Origin of the sequence: Microvirga subterranea (assembly GCF_003350535.1) — a bacterium.
In the GTDB taxonomy this organism is placed as follows: domain Bacteria; phylum Pseudomonadota; class Alphaproteobacteria; order Rhizobiales; family Beijerinckiaceae; genus Microvirga; species Microvirga subterranea.
Map to the genome: position 1 here is coordinate 1 of NZ_QQBB01000022.1, position 16,018 is coordinate 16,018.

The window sequence follows — 16,018 nt, forward strand, 5'->3', positions numbered from 1 at the left end:
CCAGAGAGCGGATTGAAGACTGGAGGAGAGACTACAATGAGACCAGGCCACATACAGCGCTCGGTGGCTTGACCCCGAGCGCCTTCGCCCAACAAGCTTACCAAGCCCGGAAAGTTGCGTAGCTCGTGGATCACATATGGGGGCAGGTCCAAACCAACACTGAATTAACATCACACCCGGATCACCCACATGGGGCAGGCCAACTCCTTGTGTTTCCCGGAATGTATTCAGGGTGTACATCTTGCCATTCATCAAACTGGGGCCCTCGTCGATGTCGTATCGTGCTGCCCAGGGTTACGCAGCCTGCGGCATCTTGAAGGGAAGCACCTGCGCTGGCTCGGAACAGCACAAGCCCTTTAGCACCTCGACGACTCTCCAGGCGGCGGTGGGTGGCACAAACACGGCGTCGACCGATGGGCACTCTGCTTCTGGGATTGCCTCCGACAGTAGGATCACCGGTCTCCGGGCCTGGTGTTGGTGGTACTCATCGGCTAGAAGCCATGCATCCACAAGGCCGGGGAGGCTCACCCTCGTCACGAGCCAGTCGATCCGCTCTCGCAGCTGACACAGCAAGAGAAGTGCCCCCTCCCCGCTTGATACGGACAGGACACCGAACCCGCCATTTCGGAGCATCGTTTCCAGCACCTCACGCGTGATCGGATCATCGGCAACGACGAGCACTGTTGGAGGACGACGGGGATCAGGTCGCATCGCGCTTTTCCTAGCGGATGCCCCATGTTCTTCTGATTTGGTTAAGGCTTTCTGACTAACCTGTCGGCGACGATCCTAACCCACACTGCTGCTCTCTGTTGAGCCACTTGCCTTCTTGCGGAAACGGGTTCAGTCTCACCTAAGCTGCTTCGCAAGGGCAGCTGTAGGCGAGCCCCGGGAGCCGGCACGGATGTACTGTCCTCCCGGGCTCCTCGTCGGGCCGATAGACACCATGAACTCTGAACATGGCCCCTCTTGCGTGACGTACGGCTGGGCCTAGATCTCTCGGCATGAGTGCTTCCGATCCTTTAGTCCCACCCTCTCCTGGCATTTTGGATGCCGCCGTGCAGGCGCATCTTGGTGCGCAGCTGCGGACCCTCTATGGCGATCCAGCCAGTGCCGCCTTGCCGCAGGATCTGCGGCGGCTTGCCGATCGTGTGGCCCAGGTTATCCGCGCCCGCACGGAGCCGGTGAACCAGGCCTTTATCGACGGCGTCATGGACAGTCTCCTGCCATTGCGCCGGTTTGCGATCTCGCTGACCAAGGATCAGGAGCGGGCTGATGATCTCGTGCAGGACACGGTTCTGCGCGCCATCAGCAAGCAGGAGAAGTTCGAGGAGGGCTCAAACCTTCAGGCTTGGCTGTTCACGATCCTGCGCAACAGCTTCTTCTCTGCCCAGCGCAGGACCCAACGAGAGGTCGAGGATGCGGACGGTTCGTTGGCGGCCGAGCTGATTGTCATTCCTGACCAGGAGGACAAGATCGTCTTCCAGGAGCTTGAGGTAGCTCTCACCAAGCTACCGCAGGAACAGCGCGAGGCGATTGTACTCGTGGCGATGGAGGGCATGTCCTACGAGGAAACGGCCGCAGCGGTGGGCTGTGCCGTGGGCACGATCAAGAGCCGGGTGAACCGGGCACGCACCAGGCTGGCAGAGCTCTTGCAGGTGGAGGCGGACGATCTCGGCGGGAAGCGAGTCGGACGGTCTTAGGCAGAAGGATTCTCTGGCTTGGGTGAGCCTTTTGCTGTGCCAGCCTCGATCTGATCCAGAAGGGCCTGAAGCTTCTCGGGAATGGGTGCCTTCATCAGGTCCTGATACAGCTTGGCCAGTGAGTAGCCGAGAACATGGTTCACCTGCGCCTGAGAGAAGATCAGGCTACTTGGCTCAGCTGTTCCGCCATGCTGATCTTCGTCAATCAGCATTTCTGGCTCCGTAGCATCCCTATGGTCTCCCGAACCGGTATTCGCGGCCGTCCAAATCCCGCGATAGTGAACGGGTTTCAGCCGAGCCATGCTTGAGCAAAAGAATGCTCGCCCAAAGTGGTCTGGGCAGGTTCTTCAAGTGAGAGGTTTGGTTTCTCGACGTCCCCACTGTCCTGAAGTCTTTGGAGGGTGTCGGGTTGTGGCGGGTTCGTACGCGAGAGCCGATCCAGTGAAGCGTCGCTGATTGGGTTAAGATCCTGTCGTGAGTGAACCGCTGCGGCGGCTGTTCCTCACCTGCGCATCACCGAGCCAATGGCAGAGCTCTTCAAGCGTTCGGAACTCGTGCTCCTGAGCGAAGAACAGCGGCGGTCTATGGCCAGGAGGTAGATCCTCCAGCAGCTCTGCAATCCAAGACAGCTCCCTGCCCTGACCCGTCTGAACAACACTTCCGATGATCTCCCCCCTCAGGAGAAGGTCGTATGCCCCTGGGGCAAGCTGGATCAGGCTGTAGGTCATCGACGTTGCTTCTCAATCCTGGGCTGCGCCTCAATCCACTGGCAGGCCTTCGCCACTACGCTGTCACGGTCAGGCCCGAGTGTAATCGAGGGGCGCTTGCCCGGAGCGGTGATGAACGCCATCCACTCGAACTCGGTCTGGCTGATCCGGATAGTGTAACCCGAGGTGCTCCACAGTCCAATCTTGCTGCAGAGGAGCGGCATCAGACATTTGACTCCCTTCCGCTTCCGCCTGGAATGACGACAAGGTTTGGCCGCTTCCGTAGGGGCGAGTGATCAAGAGGTGAAACGGTCCGATTGCGCCCTTTGCTCTTCGCCTCGTACAGGTTCTGATCCGCTTCACGCATGACATCGGAGACCTTCGTTCCCGGCCTGACAGGAGCCGCGCCGATGCTGACCGTCAGCCGATGCCTGACCTCCCCGTCGGGTTTGAATTCTGCTCGTTCGATTTGGATTCGATATTGCTCAGCGATCTCAACGCCGCGCTCCATTGAAGTGTCAGGCAAGTAGACGGCGAACTCCTCGCCGCCGATACGACCGGTTAGGTAAGAGGTCGAGTCGGCGTGCCGCAGCCGATCTGAGATGATCATCAACGCGAGATCACCTGCGGCGTGGCCATACTGATCATTGATTGCCTTGAAGTTGTCCGCATCAATGAGGAGCAGGACACCGTCTGGAGCACTCCTGCGGATCTCCCGCAGCTGCGTCAGGAACGTCTCTCGGTTAAGGAGCCCCGTCATGGCGTCGATGGTGGCCCGTCTACTCACCTCCTTGTGGAGGACGGTCATATCATCAAGGGCTTTTTGCAATCTGGCATTCTGCCGAAAGATGTAAAGGCTGCCCGGAAGAGCCGTCAGCGTTGGCAGGATCGAGTTCATCATGAACACGAACCAGGTAAAGGGCTGCCCGGAAGAATACCGGATCGAAAAAGATACGATTTGACTCACGGCCACAATTGCCAGGGTCATGGCAACAGATTTCCAGATGATGCTCCACACGGATCCACCCTCGCTCATCGGGATGTTCTATCGTGATGACCGCAAGGAATCTATGCCTTAGGAAGTGCAATATTGGAGCATGGTGATTAGGAGCTTCTATTCCTAGGCTCGCAGATCCTTCTTGAGGCTCAAGGCCGAGGCGCCACCATCCTCCCCTATGGAGATTCCACTCGCAGCGTCGAACGCTCAGCTGATGATGTCGATGGGTAGGTGGGTGGTGTGCGGCAAGGATCCTATGATCGGGCACCGTCACAGGGGCCCGCTAGGTCCGTCTGAAGCGAATCTGTGGGCCAAGGCAAAGAGAGGTCATGATGGACGATCGGACGCCTAGCAGCAGGTTGCTACCGCCCGTGCCTTTAGCACTCAAGGGTGGCCCACTCCCGCCCAAGTCAGAGCCTCCGATGATAACGGCAGTAAGCATTGTCCCGCATAATCTGACATCAAGTGCTAGGGCGGATCCAAGAACAATCCATTAGGCGCTGCCAGACCTGCCCCGTCGGCGGGTCCGGTGCGGCGAGGAGCCCTAGCGATTTTAATGACCTGCCTATTGGGTATCGGGTGAGACAGGACTAAAGACCGATGCAGTTGCCCTAGCCGTGGGGCGACAGGATCATATTTTCCTGGGCGGGTTTGAGTGCCTCTATAGTCCATTGCCTGCTCCCGAAGAACTGAGGATTGCCGTGCCGCTCTCGACCATCACCCCTCAGCGGCATCAGCAAGGCTTCTCTCGCAGAGCACTCCTCCCCATCAGCATCGTGACCGTTGGCGCTGTTCTGCTGGCTGTCGCCACTTTGTTCTGGGCTGTGCGCCACACCGACCGCCTCTCAGTTGACCGCCAGATCCGAACCACACGCCACGCTATCGAGAGCAGCATCGAAGATCTGGCTAAGCAGCAGCAGACCGTCGCTGAGTGGGACCAAGCGGTTCTGGAGCTGACGAGCTCCTTCACGAACTGGCAGTGGATCAATGACGAGATGGGGGTGTGGCTCTACACCCTGTTTGGTCACGATCAGGTCTACATCCTGAACCCTCAGGATGAGGCAGTTTACGTCATGATGGACGGCGCGTTGGTTGCAACAAGCCAGTACCTTGTTGCACAGCCTGACCTATACCCGCTCGTCAGGGCTGCGCGGGACGATATTCGCCGGCAGCAGGAAAGCCATAGGAGCGATCGGACTCGGCCTCACCCCATTGGGCGCGCCGCACAGTTCCTGGAGGTGCTCGGGCGCCCGGCAGTTGCCAGTGCAACAACCATCATCTCCTCGACAAAGGCTGTGGTTCAGGAGCCGGGCTCCGAGTTCGTGATTGTCAGCGTCCGGTTCCTGGGCGGGCGCTTTCTTGCCGAGCTGTCGAGCCGGCATTCCATTGACCAGCCGCGCTTCTCTCGCTTCAATACTGCTCTGTCCCGAGAGCAGTCCCTGCCCCTCGTCAGCGATCAGGGCCAGCCAGTGGGCTACTTCATCTGGGAGCCCGAGCTGCCGGGCACGGAAATCCTGCGCATTGTCGGACCCGCGGCAATCCTGGTCACTGCGACCGTAATCATCCTTCTGCTGGTCCTGATCCGCTCGCTCTCCCGCTCGGTCAAAGAGCTGCAGGCGAGCGAGGCCAGTGCACAGCACCTGGCCTATCACGATGCGCTCACGGGCCTGCCGAATCGGGCACTGTTCGATCAGTGGCTGGGGGATGCTCTGTTCCGAGCCCGCCGCGGCGAGAATGTTGCGCTCCTGATGCTTGATCTGGACGGCTTCAAGCACGTCAACGATACCCTTGGGCATCAGGCGGGCGACCACCTGATCCGGAGTTTCGCCCAGAGGCTATCGGGTGCACTTCATCCCTCTGAAGCCATTGCCCGCATCGGCGGGGATGAGTTCGCCATCATCCAGACGGAGATCAAGGCCGCAGCGGAGGTGGAGGCTCTCTGCAGCCGTATTTTCGATGTGGTCCGGCAGCCCTTCAGCATCCACGGCAACCAGGCATTCATCGGCGTCAGCATCGGCGTGGCTACAGCGCCAGAAGCCGGTCTCGACCCGATCGAGCTCATGCGCAAAGCCGACATTGCCTTGTACCACGCCAAGGCCGAGGGCCGGGACGTGCGCCGGTATTTTGCCGACGTCATGGATCAGCACGTGAAGCTGCGCGCCAGGATTGAGGACGATCTCCGCTCAGCGCTCAAGCGTGAGCGGGGCCTGAAGGTCCTCTATCAGCCGCAGGTGTCGGCTGCGGATGGGACGATCATCGGCCTTGAGGCGCTGGTCCGGTGGCACCATCCGACACATGGGCTGATCCTGCCGGACCAGTTCATCCCGATTGCGGAGGAGACCGGGTTGATTGTCCCTCTCGGCGAGTGGGTGCTGCGCCAGGCGTGCGAGACCTCGCTGCGCTGGCCCCACCTCTTCATGGCTGTCAATCTGTCAGCCAAGCAGTTCCACTCGAACAAGTTTGCCGAGCGAGTAATCAAGATCGTCCGCGACAGTGGAGCGGATCCGCGCAGGATTGAGCTCGAGATCACCGAGAGTGTGCTGCTCGGCGATCCTGCCACCCGTGAAGCGCTAAAGGCGTTGCGTGAGGCGGGGTTCCGGATTGCTCTGGATGACTTTGGGACAGGCCACTCGAGCCTTGGCTACCTGCGCCAGTTTGAGGTGGACAAGATCAAGATCGACCGCTCGTTCATCAAACAGCTTGGGCAGGGTTCAGACAAGAACTCAGGCCCGCTTGTTGAGGCGATTGTTGCCCTCGGCCACACGATGGGATTGACCGTGACGGCAGAAGGGATCGAGACCGACCAGCAACGGGAGTTTCTCGCGAGCAGGGGCTGCAACGAGCTTCAGGGCTTCTTGTTCTCTGAGGCCGTGACGGCTGATGCCGTCGCTGATTTGATTCGAGCCTCCATGCGCCCGGTGAGTAAGGCAGTCTCGGCGTCCTTAGATCGCAACGTCCCGTCCCGTCGAGGTGAGGCATAACCGACCGCTTTGATGCGGGCTATTCAGAAAAGAAACCCCGCAAGGCGAGGTGCGCCGAGGCGCATAAGGCAGCTCCTGCAGTTGCGAACAGGAGGCTGAGAGCATCACAGGCGCTCGGGCGATGTGGGATGCTCTCGCCCGCAAAGCCGCGAATTCGTTCCAATTGTCGACCATGTCCAGTGCTCGGCTTCGCCCGGCGTTGCCTCGCAATGATGCTGCTCCCGAAGCCGCGGCGCCGGCCAGCATTCCGATCTCCTCAGTCGATGCGAGCGACCTGTGGAGGCGATCCCGCTGACCGGTGCCACTCGTTTCTCTTCTTGAAGTCTGGTTTGCGCGTGATGCCGCGATGGTACTGCAGGCGTCCTGATCCGGGGGCTCGGAAGAGCTCCGGTCGGGGTGTACTGACGCCGTCAGACAAGCGAAGGCCTCGTATGACTGGCCAGCATCCGAAGCCTCGCCTGTGGGAGGATCGCTGCGAGGCAGCCGCGATCCTTCAACCACAGATCCTGATCCTGCGTCCGTCCTGGTGGGACGTCAACGCAACCTCAATGAGGTTAGGGGCCGTGGGAACGCCTCCTTGCCTTCACCCAATAGTGGTCCTTTAGGCGAGGGCTCTCGAGCTTGCCGTATGACGCACTCAGGACGTCCTTAGTCCGTCCCTCGAGCTCGCTGGAGAGCATCCCCTGCCCGCCATGCCGATTGCCTCCCCTGACTCTTCAGGCCGTGACATTTCGAAGGGGCAGGACCTCTAGCACGGGATCGGGAAGACTGGAGCGACGCTCCAGTGAGCGCTTTCACGCAGATCTGTGAGGCCGGATCGTCGGAATGGCAGCTCGCCTGCCGTCGAATTCGATCTACTGGACTACCTGCTCATCCCTGAATCACTCGGTGCAGAGTTTGCAGTACCTGGCCCTCAAGCTCAGGCGCCGTAAAGTTTTGAGGGGGTGTTTCCTCAGCGCATCATCGCCGCCATTCGGATGTAGTTCCGAACATCGCTCATCACCAACCAATCGAGGCTTTGGCCGTGCTTGATCGCAAATTCGATTAGGGACTCATCATTCTCGGCAATGGCACTCAAGTCCTGGTCAGGGAGGTTGAGGCAGTCGGCAATGACCTCTAAGCGTGCCAAAATTGCATTGCGGTCGATGTGCATCAGGGATCTCATTATAGACAGCGAGGTGAGCACTGGCCAAAGGAAAGGCCTCCTTACCCGCTGTTGCCAGTTAGGTGAGGAGGCCTCCCGGTCCTGAGGGTTCAAGACCTAGCCCTCGGCTATGGAATGGCTGAACAGGAGAAGGGTTTCACCTTAGCCAAGCAAAAAGCCCCCACGCACACGCAAAGTGAGGGGCCAACTTTGCGATCAAGATATGATACGGCCGAGGCCGCAAGGATCGTATAACTGCGTCCCATGACGGCTATGAGACAAGGGTCCTCGTGCGCCGGCTATTGATCGATAGGAGTGCTGGCCTAGGTCGATAGGGCGGCTGCTTCCCTAGAAGCCGCAGGTGCCCTGGTCGGTTTCCTCTTCCGACACCTCGGCCAGGGCACCTTTTAGATCCGCTTGTTGGCATTGACAGGCAGAAGAGAGTTGCTAGGCCGTGTGGACGGATTTGATGAGGATGAAGCTCAGAGCAAGAGCGACGAATGAACCGTAGTTCTCATCCGTCTTCTCGCAGCGTAAAGCAACGCGCTTGAAGCGTTTGAGTTTACCCATGGTCTGCTCAATGCGAGCGCGCCCGCGGCAGAGCGCCTTGGCAAAGAACTTTGGCTTCTCCTTGGTCGTGATCCGGTATGGAATGGCGGGGCAGATGCCCCGGGCACGGGCAGCCTGCCGGTTGGCTTTGGAGTCATAGCCCTTGTCGCCCACTGCAGCCCGCGGCGTGATCTCAGGACCAAGGTCGAGCAGCGTCTCGAAATGCGGGCTGTCGCCGGCCTCACCAGCGGTCAGGCAAAAGCCCAGTGGGTCACCATTCCAGTCGGTCTTGAGGTGGATCTTGGTCGAGAAGCCACCCCGGGAGCGGCCCAGCGCTTGGCGGCTCTGCCCCCTTTTGCGCCAGCCGCCGAGACATGGGCCCGCACGATGGTGGAGCCGAACATCTGCACCAGGTGAGCGGTCCCGCTCAGCGCCGCCATGGCCTCGAAGAACGCTTCGAACACGCCGGCCCGACTCAACCGTTAGAACCGCTTCCAGACCGAGTTCCAATTGCCGAAACAGGAGGGCAGTGCCCGCCAAGTGATGTTGTGGACTGTGAAATAGTGCAGCGCCTCGAGGAACCGGCGGTCGTTGCGGCCCTTGGGACCTCGCCGGGAACACGAGGCGGAAAACACCCGCAGCACCGTCGCCCAGTCGTCGTCCGTCATTCTCGTCAGCATGGTCGTGTCTCCTGAAGCCGACCTGCCATGAATCATCGCCACACTGATTTGGGAATCTACCTACTCGTTGCTTGGTCCAATCCGTCCACACGGCCTAGTCGCACCGCCGGTTTGCACGACTGCACGCGCCTCGGCTTTGGTGACCACCCAGCCGGGACGCATTCGTTTCGGTTACTCAGGCAAGCTGCCGTCGATGACCTCGCCACCGTCCGAGCTGTTGCCTGCCTCCTTGCTGTGGCTATCCTTGCCGACGCCCCCGCCTGGTTGTTTCAATTCCAAGACCATGACGTAGCCCTCGTGCCACGTGATACTATGCTCCACGCTGGCGATCCGGTACTCGCCGGAAATGCTGTCGCGGGTTTGCAGCGCACAGGCCGCCTCTGCTGACGCGGTGGGATTGCCGTCACTGGTGAGGGACTCACCGCCCTTCTCGCGGCGATCTTCTTCTCTGTTCCCGATATGGCGTTGCGCCTGCGCTGCTCGCGCTGCGGCAGCAAACGAATTCACGCCTGACCGAACTGGACTGAGCTGAAGGCGACTGGCATGGGGCGCGATGCCTGACGAGTGGCCCCTAATCCAGTTCCAACTCGTGCGCTGCACTGGATCGATCCGGTGTAGGGCGTGAGGCGGTTTTACAGCCTCATGACTGGGCGGGATCTGTTCGGGGCCGTGCGCCTGGTCTGCAATTGGGACGGATCTGAACTCGTGGCCATGAGGCGGTGACGGAGTTCCAACCGAAGAAGATGTAGGAGAGGCGCTAGAGACACTGGCCCAGACCAAGCGGCGGCAGGGATACCAGCGTCTGTGAAGCCAGGGATGCTCTTTGGCGAGCCGGAGGGACAGACTGAAGCGGGGGCTATCGGACCTGTCCTACGGCAAGCCAAAGAGACGGCAGGCTAGATAGGCCGCCCGTCCGGAATGGCAACCCGGACCGAGTTGCTTGGCGAAGTCATCTGGTAGTTCAGCCTATCCGCCATACTTAGTTTCCTATCGCAAGCCTATGTTTGGTCCATTTCTGCAGATTGATGGAGTATTAGCCTAACCAGCATATTCTAAGCTTGGCTAGAGAAGCCTTTTGCATTCCGGCCGGATAAGGGAGGCTGCTTATGATTTCTAAGAAGTTTGGGCTTTTATCGCTTGCGCTGGCTGCGGGCCTTGCATCGACGCTATCGCCAGCACGGGCGATCGATTGGACAGGCGTTTAGAGCGGGCAAGCTGCCAATGGCAGGACGACAGAAATCGCCATCTCGGGCAAGAAGGTCCAGTACTGGCGATCAAACGGTCAGGATCAGCCGCTGGCACGTTCATCTGTCCGAGCTCAAAGCATGTCGATCAAACATGCGGAAGGTGCATCCGTGACGTTGAAGGCACGCCAGGATGGACATGCCGACTACATATGGAAGGGAATGGCCAAAGCTCCAGCGTGGTTCTAACCCGACGCTGATAGGCAGGTTGGTGTTCCCGGAGCCGCCAGCCCGTGCACTCGAATGCCTCGTCTGCGGCTCATCCCTTGATGAAGCCCTGCTCAGTCCCCCTGGCTGAGCAGGGTTCTCTTTTGGAACAGCCAGCAGCGCTGGATGAAGTGACCGCTATTTGCGCCTCAGCTCAACGACGTTGGCCTGAGTTTTGGCGCTCTGGCGGAGCTTGTGCTCCAGGTCCTCAATCTGCCGGGATACAGCTTCAAGATTGGACCGGATGACGAAAAGGTCAGTGGCTGTTATCCCGGCTGTAGAGGCCGCTCCCGAGATTGGCGCCGCATTGGATGGTTGCACTTCTCGCTTGTGAGGCTGGAGGCGATCGCCCGTTATCCAATTCCACGTCCGCTTGGCCAAGAGCATCAATAGTAAGAGCAGCGCCAGGCCAATCGCGAGGATCGCGCCCAGAAGAACGACCACGATAAGCTGATCCCCGAGAACATCCATTGTACTCACACTCCTCCGCCATCGAAGCTTGGCATTTAGACTGGAGGTGGACAAGAATTGGGGAGCAGATGTGCCTTTGGCTTCCATGCGTTCTGGTAATGGCTCTCTGTGGGTGTGTTTCGCCTGCCGAGCGAGAGCAGGGGGCAGATCCTGCCGCCCGGCAACTTGCCCTTGGGAGGAGCGCCGACTGAGAGCACTGGACGGCGCATCATTTATAGCGGACGAGTTGTTGCGCCTCTGCCGTGAGCATGATTTGTTCTTCACTCGGGCAAGAGCCACCAACGAAGGCAGGATTACGGACTCTGACGAGATCGATTAAATCTGCGAGAACAGCGCTCATCTTGAGTTCGCCATCCATAATCTTCCCGCCCAGACCTGGGCCGGGGTCATTGAGAAGGCGCGGATTGCGGCTGAGTGCGCAAAAAGGGGTTCCGGAGCGCAGCCTCGATAATATCATTCCGCCGCTGATTGAAGACATCCTTAGGCTCGGGAACCCCGCTGCGAAGCGTTACCAACGGCTTCACTGATGGAGTGGGCCGCTGGCGTCGAATAGTCTGGAGCGGCCCGCCCGCCGTCTAACGGCCTATGGGGCACGAAGAAGCAGATTCAAGTTATAGGATTAAGATTTTCTTCAGCCAATGCTCTGATGGTGTATGCGCCTGAAACTTAGTCGCGTCATGGGGGCGCGCTTCCTGTGGAACTGCGGGCAGGCACCCTCGCAAGAGGACGAACAATTCGGATCACAACAATGTCGTTTACCATTTCCCGGCGCCTCGGGCTGTTGGTCGTCGCAGCCGTACTCGTCAGCCTGATTGCGATAGCCGTGCAGCTCATTGCTATGCGCAATGCCATTGTCAATGAACGCGAGATGGCAATTTCGAGCCAAACTGAATCGGCCCTATCCATAATTAAGAACCTTGCCGCGGAAGCCGACGCTGGGCGTCTCTCCAAGTCGGATGCACAGGAGCGTGCTAAAGACGCAATCCGGGCCATGCACTTCGGAAACGGTGACTACTTCTTCGTGTATGATTACGAAGGTCTGAACCTCGTTCATGGAGGTAATGCCAAGAACGAGGGCACGAACATGCTCGACAGAAAGGATGCCGACGGTGTGCGCTTCAACTTCGACCTGATCGAAGCGGCAAAGCGCGGCGGTGGCTATATTGGCTTCAAGTTTCCTCGTGCTGGGGAGACCGAACCGTCTCCAAAGCTCGCTTATGCGCTGAGTTTTGCACCTTGGCAGTGGGTTGTCGGAACCGGTGTTTACACCGACGACGTTAACTCAATCTTCAAGGAACAAGTCATCCAAGCTCTCCTTTGGGCTGCAGGTCTACTTGCGGTTCTGATGGCAATCGCTTGGCCCTTGGCCCGTGGATTGGTCCTGCCCGTCCGTGCCTTAACTGCCACGATGAGATCGCTGGCCTCCGGAAGCACTGATGTGCTGATCCCAGCAGCGGACCGCTCGGACGAGGTTGGCGAGATGGCTGCAGCCGTCCAAGTCTTCAAGGATGCTCTGATTGCCAAGAAGGCCGCGGATGAAGCTGCTGCTCTGGAAGCAGACACCAAGATGCGCCGTGCCGAGGTTCTCGACCAGCTCACGAACCGGTTCGAGGTCAACGTGTCCTCACTGACCCAAGGCCTGTCCTCGGCCGCCACCGAGATGGAGGCAACGGCGCAATCCATGACGGCGGTGGCGAACCAGACCAACAACCAGTCCGTCACTGTTGCCTCCGCTGCGCAGCAGACCTCTGCCAATGTGCAGACCGTGGCAGCCGCAACAGAGGAACTGTCCATCTCCATTCGGGAGATTGCCGGCCAGGTGGCACAGTCCTCCCGCATTGCCGATCAGGCCGTGGCAGGCGCCCAGCGCACCAACACAACGGTGCAGGAGCTTGCAGGCACGGCCGAGAGGATTGGCAATGTTGTTCAGCTGATCCACAACATTGCCTCTCAGACCAATCTGCTGGCGCTCAACGCCACCATTGAGGCTGCGCGGGCCGGCGAGGCGGGCAAGGGCTTTGCGGTTGTGGCAACAGAGGTCAAGGAGCTGGCCAGTCAGACCGCCAAGGCCACGGAGGAGATTGGAACGCAGATTGCATCCGTGCAGCAGGCCACCCAGCATACGGTGGCGGCGATCCAGGAGATTGCCCGGACCATCACGGAGATGTCGCAAATCTCCGTCGGGATTGCGGCGGCCATGGAGGAGCAAGGAGCTGCCACGGCTGAGATTGCGCGCAGTGTGCAGGAGGCTGCCCGCGGGACCGAGCAGGTCACGGGCAACATCGAGGACGTGCGGCACGGTGCGGGTGAGACCGGTGCTGCGGCCTCACAGGTTCTTGGAGCCGCACAGGAACTGGCCCGCCACTCCGAAAGCCTCAGTCGTGAGGTTACGGACTTCCTCACGGGCGTGAAGGCGGCGTAAGAGACATCCCTGCAAGGCGAGCCCGCTTGTGTAGAAAGGAGCCCCGTTCGGTTGCGCAGGCCGGGCGGGGTTTCTCTTTTGCCCGTCTGCGAAGAGAAGCGCCTCGTTTGTTGCGGGGGTGGTTGGGTGTTCTGAGAGAACCAGCCCCAGCGGTTTCACCAGTGCGTAACAAAATGTCAGTTTCGGGGATGTGTAACTGTGTCAGAACGGACACAGCGGTGCTCAATGCCCACTTCAACTTTTCGACTACAGCGAAGGCAACCTGATTTGGTTAAGGGTCAGGGAGATATCCTTCTCGCTCTTATCTCAAGTTCTTCCATCACGTGATGACTTTTGACCCCCGTACATTAGCCGCCGCCTTTGTGCTACTCGCATCAATGCTTGGTGCGCTGCTTCTTTTCGCCTGGGCTCACAACCGGAAAATCCAAGCGCTAGCGTGGTGGGGAGCGGCCTTCTGCCTAATCCCCCTTGGGATTGGAATTGCCAACCTTGGGAAAGGGTTGCCAAGCCATCTCAATCTGGCTGTTGCACACACCTTCGCGGTTGCCGGTTATGGTGCCCTCTACGCCGGGTGCCGGGCCTTTAATGGACGGGCAGTTCTGCTACCGGTCATCATTCTCGGTCCTGCGGTCTGGCTTGTCGCTTTTGCCCTCATCCATGAGTCATTCGCTGCCAGACTTGTCCTCCTGTCCCTGATCAATGGAGGATACGCAGCCCTCTCCGCACGAGAGCTTTGGAAGCACGCGCCTCGGTCTTTGGCATCGCAGCGAGCGGCAGTCGTCCTGCTGCTCATCCTGGCCGGGTTCAACTTCGTCCGAGGAACGCTCAGCTTATCGCTGAGCTCGATCTTCTGGCTCGATGCCTTTGCCAGCCGATGGTCGACAGAGATAGCGCTGTTTCTCGTGGTCTATGCTCCAGCGCTTGCTTTCATCTTCCTGTCCATGGCCAAGGAGCGTCTTGAACTCGACTACAGGAAAACAGAACAAGCCTTGCGGGAGAGCGAAGAGCATTACCGCTATTCGGTGGAGTTCAATCCGCAGATCCCTTGGACGGCCGACCCTCAAGGTAACATCAGCAACGTTTCACCCCGCTGGTGCCAACTGACAGGGATGTCTGTCGAGGAGGCGCTTGGAGAGGGTTGGACGAAGGCACTGCATCCGGACGATTACCCTGGCGCAGCCCAGCAATGGACGGACGCCGTGGCCAGTCGCAGTCCTCTTGATGTCGAATACCGCGTGTGCCTGGCTGATGGGGGTTACCGCTGGGTCCGCGCCAGGGCCACCCCTCGGACCGGAGAGGATGACTCCATCATCTGCTGGTACGGCACAGTCGAAGACATCCACGACCAAAAGCTTGCTGAAGAGCGCCTCCGCTGGGCGGCTTATCACGATGACTTAACGGGCCTACCCAATCGGAGGTACTTCCAGGAATGCCTCCAGCAGACGCTGGAACACGCCGAACATGCAGGCGGGAGGGTCGGGCTGCTCATCACGGATCTGGACGATTTCAAGCAGATCAATGACAGGTTCGGCCATGATGCTGGCGACGAATTCCTGATAGCCTTTGGCGACGAACTTATAGGCCTCATTCGGCCGACCAACACGATTGCGCGTTTAGGCGGGGACGAGTTTGCCATCATCCTCCCGGACGTCGGAGCCGTGGATGACATTGTAGCGGTCGCCTCCGCCATTCAGGCCCGGATGCGGGAGCCGCTCAGGCTCAGCACCGGAACCCAGAGGTCGCGCACCAGCATTGGGGGCGCCATCTCAGGCAGCTTAGGAACCAGCGCCGATGAGCTTCTGAAACAGGCTGACCTTGCGCTCTATAGCTGCAAGGCAGCGGGGCGCGGCCTGTTCGAAATGTTCAGCCCGGCGATGAGGGATGAGGCGCAGAAACGGGCTTCAGCTCTGGAGGTGGCCCGCCAGGCCGTGGCACTCGATAGGATTGAGCCATTCTATCAGCCGAAGGTGGATCTAGACTCAGGACGGCTGACGGGCTTTGAGGCGCTCCTGCGTTGGCGTCATCCCCGCCTTGGGGTTCAATTGCCCGAAACCCTCGCTCATGCCTTTGAGGACCCGGAACTCGGCATTACTCTCGGCAACTGCATGCTCGCCCGTGTCATCAGCGACATGCGCCGCTGGCTCGACATGGACCTTCCTTTTGGGCGCATCTCTATCAATGCCTCGTCCGCTGATTTCAGGCAGGCTGATTATGCACAGCGGCTGCTCACCTGCCTTCGAGATGCTGGCATTCCACCCAGTCTTCTTGGAGTGGAGGTCACTGAGACGGTGTTCCTCGACCGCAATGTTGAGAGTGCGCAGAAGACGCTCCAAGCCTTGAGTGCTGGAGGCATTTCGATTGCGCTTGATGACTTCGGGACCGGTTATGCTTCCCTGTCGCACCTGAAGCAGTTCCCGGTCAACGTCATCAAAATTGACCGTGCGTTCGTGTCCGACCTGATGACAGATGTGGGAAACGCAGCGATTGTCAAAGCAGTTTTGAGACTCGGTCAAAGCCTTGGCATCCGTGTGATTGCTGAAGGTGTAGAAACCGCTGGACAGGTTTCGTTCCTTCGAGAGCACGGCTGCAACTTGGGGCAGGGCTACTACTTCGGCCGCCCAATGGCGGCTGACGATGTTGTGCCGTTTATCAGGTCGTGGATGCCGTCCGGCCAAGCGAAAGCATACCACTAGACCACCGGCGCCCAATGATGGCACTTCGGTATGTCGCTCAAGGCTGTTGCCGCTCCGCAAAGCGGGCAGCTACAGGTCAGCTTTCCTGCTTACGAGGGATGCATGCGAGAGGGGTGTGTCGCAAACATTTTGTTTCAGAGTTTCAGCTATAGCCTCCTCGGGTTCAGGGAAGAGGGCGGCATGTTCAAGGGCAGGCATTTTGATCGCTCGGTGATCCTGCTCT

The 16,018-nt window shown here is 59.3% G+C and carries 15 protein-coding genes; 6 read left to right on the top strand and 9 right to left on the bottom strand.

Annotated elements, in window-relative coordinates; translation table 11 throughout:
• Together DES45_RS24175 and DES45_RS24185 are read left to right on the top strand one after the other, a co-directional pair.
• Nucleotides 1-122, top strand: a 122-nt coding sequence (locus DES45_RS24175) for an integrase core domain-containing protein (RefSeq protein WP_147282505.1), incomplete at its 5' end; no start/stop codon positions are given.
• An 879-nt stretch (nt 123-1,001) separates the two neighbouring features.
• Nucleotides 1,002-1,700 (top strand): sigma-70 family RNA polymerase sigma factor, encoded by a 699-nt coding sequence (locus DES45_RS24185; RefSeq protein WP_114773469.1) that lies wholly within the window; start codon nt 1,002-1,004, stop codon nt 1,698-1,700.
• Here DES45_RS24185 and DES45_RS24190 read toward each other — a convergent pair.
• From DES45_RS24190 to DES45_RS24205, 3 genes are all read right to left on the bottom strand, one after another.
• The gene (locus DES45_RS24190) at nt 1,697-1,912 is read right to left on the bottom strand and encodes a hypothetical protein (protein WP_114773471.1); all 216 of its coding nucleotides are present in this window, start codon (nt 1,910-1,912) and stop codon (nt 1,697-1,699) included. The two genes, DES45_RS24185 and DES45_RS24190, sit on opposite strands and share 4 nt — an antisense overlap.
• 249 nt (nt 1,913-2,161) lie before the next feature.
• The gene (locus DES45_RS24195) at nt 2,162-2,428 is read right to left on the bottom strand and encodes a hypothetical protein (protein WP_114773473.1); all 267 of its coding nucleotides are present in this window, start codon (nt 2,426-2,428) and stop codon (nt 2,162-2,164) included.
• Between the two features lie 202 nt (nt 2,429-2,630).
• The gene (locus tag DES45_RS24205) at nt 2,631-3,395 is read right to left on the bottom strand and encodes a GGDEF domain-containing protein (RefSeq protein ID WP_245571877.1); all 765 of its coding nucleotides are present in this window, start codon (nt 3,393-3,395) and stop codon (nt 2,631-2,633) included.
• Nucleotides 3,396-4,105: 710 nt separating this feature from the next.
• On the opposite strand from DES45_RS24205, the gene DES45_RS24210 reads away from it, so the two are divergent.
• The gene (locus DES45_RS24210) at nt 4,106-6,385 is read left to right on the top strand and encodes a putative bifunctional diguanylate cyclase/phosphodiesterase (RefSeq protein ID WP_170151626.1); all 2,280 of its coding nucleotides are present in this window, start codon (nt 4,106-4,108) and stop codon (nt 6,383-6,385) included.
• A 952-nt stretch (nt 6,386-7,337) separates the two neighbouring features.
• Here DES45_RS24210 and DES45_RS24215 read toward each other — a convergent pair.
• From DES45_RS24215 to DES45_RS24915, 6 genes are all read right to left on the bottom strand, one after another.
• A complete protein-coding gene (locus DES45_RS24215; protein ID WP_114773479.1) occupies nt 7,338-7,538 on the bottom strand; it encodes a hypothetical protein in 201 nt (66 codons plus the stop codon).
• Nucleotides 7,539-7,976: 438 nt separating this feature from the next.
• Nucleotides 7,977-8,588 carry an IS5 family transposase gene (locus DES45_RS24220; RefSeq protein WP_170151627.1) on the bottom strand — a complete coding sequence of 204 codons (612 nt, stop codon included), beginning with the start codon at nt 8,586-8,588 and terminating at the stop codon, nt 7,977-7,979.
• The gene (locus tag DES45_RS25335) at nt 8,561-8,758 is read right to left on the bottom strand and encodes a transposase (RefSeq protein ID WP_170151628.1); all 198 of its coding nucleotides are present in this window, start codon (nt 8,756-8,758) and stop codon (nt 8,561-8,563) included. Before DES45_RS25335 ends, DES45_RS24220 begins: the two co-directional genes overlap by 28 nt.
• A 171-nt stretch (nt 8,759-8,929) precedes the next feature.
• Nucleotides 8,930-9,265 carry a hypothetical protein gene (locus tag DES45_RS24225; RefSeq protein WP_114773483.1) on the bottom strand — a complete coding sequence of 112 codons (336 nt, stop codon included), beginning with the start codon at nt 9,263-9,265 and terminating at the stop codon, nt 8,930-8,932.
• A 1,082-nt stretch (nt 9,266-10,347) separates the two neighbouring features.
• Nucleotides 10,348-10,680 carry a hypothetical protein gene (locus tag DES45_RS24235; protein ID WP_114773485.1) on the bottom strand — a complete coding sequence of 111 codons (333 nt, stop codon included), beginning with the start codon at nt 10,678-10,680 and terminating at the stop codon, nt 10,348-10,350.
• 208 nt (nt 10,681-10,888) lie between these two features.
• A complete protein-coding gene (locus DES45_RS24915) occupies nt 10,889-11,158 on the bottom strand; it encodes a hypothetical protein (protein ID WP_147282506.1) in 270 nt (89 codons plus the stop codon).
• 270 nt (nt 11,159-11,428) lie between these two features.
• On the opposite strand from DES45_RS24915, the gene DES45_RS24240 reads away from it, so the two are divergent.
• The 3 genes from DES45_RS24240 to DES45_RS25470 form a co-directional block, all read left to right on the top strand.
• On the top strand, nt 11,429-13,102 hold the full coding sequence (locus DES45_RS24240) for a methyl-accepting chemotaxis protein (protein ID WP_114773487.1): 1,674 nt from the start codon (nt 11,429-11,431) through the stop codon (nt 13,100-13,102).
• 326 nt (nt 13,103-13,428) lie between these two features.
• Nucleotides 13,429-15,795 carry a putative bifunctional diguanylate cyclase/phosphodiesterase gene (locus DES45_RS24245; RefSeq protein ID WP_114773489.1) on the top strand — a complete coding sequence of 789 codons (2,367 nt, stop codon included), beginning with the start codon at nt 13,429-13,431 and terminating at the stop codon, nt 15,793-15,795.
• 30 nt (nt 15,796-15,825) lie between these two features.
• Nucleotides 15,826-16,018, top strand: a 193-nt coding sequence (locus DES45_RS25470; protein WP_210210268.1) for a hypothetical protein, incomplete at its 3' end; no start/stop codon positions are given.

Bases quoted from the DNA above. Each gene is read 5' to 3' on its own strand.
- DES45_RS24185 (WP_114773469.1), top strand. From the start codon at position 1,002: ATGAGTGCTTCCGATCCTTTAGTCCCACCCTCTCCTGGCATTTTGGAT.
- DES45_RS24190 (WP_114773471.1), bottom strand. From the start codon at position 1,912: ATGCTGATTGACGAAGATCAGCATGGCGGAACAGCTGAGCCAAGTAGC.
- DES45_RS24195 (WP_114773473.1), bottom strand. From the start codon at position 2,428: ATGACCTACAGCCTGATCCAGCTTGCCCCAGGGGCATACGACCTTCTC.
- DES45_RS24205 (WP_245571877.1), bottom strand. From the start codon at position 3,395: ATGACCCTGGCAATTGTGGCCGTGAGTCAAATCGTATCTTTTTCGATC.
- DES45_RS24215 (WP_114773479.1), bottom strand. From the start codon at position 7,538: ATGCACATCGACCGCAATGCAATTTTGGCACGCTTAGAGGTCATTGCC.
- DES45_RS25335 (WP_170151628.1), bottom strand. From the start codon at position 8,758: ATGCTGACGAGAATGACGGACGACGACTGGGCGACGGTGCTGCGGGTG.
- DES45_RS24235 (WP_114773485.1), bottom strand. From the start codon at position 10,680: ATGGATGTTCTCGGGGATCAGCTTATCGTGGTCGTTCTTCTGGGCGCG.
- DES45_RS24915 (WP_147282506.1), bottom strand. From the start codon at position 11,158: ATGTCTTCAATCAGCGGCGGAATGATATTATCGAGGCTGCGCTCCGGA.
- DES45_RS24240 (WP_114773487.1), top strand. From the start codon at position 11,429: ATGTCGTTTACCATTTCCCGGCGCCTCGGGCTGTTGGTCGTCGCAGCC.
- DES45_RS24245 (WP_114773489.1), top strand. From the start codon at position 13,429: ATGACTTTTGACCCCCGTACATTAGCCGCCGCCTTTGTGCTACTCGCA.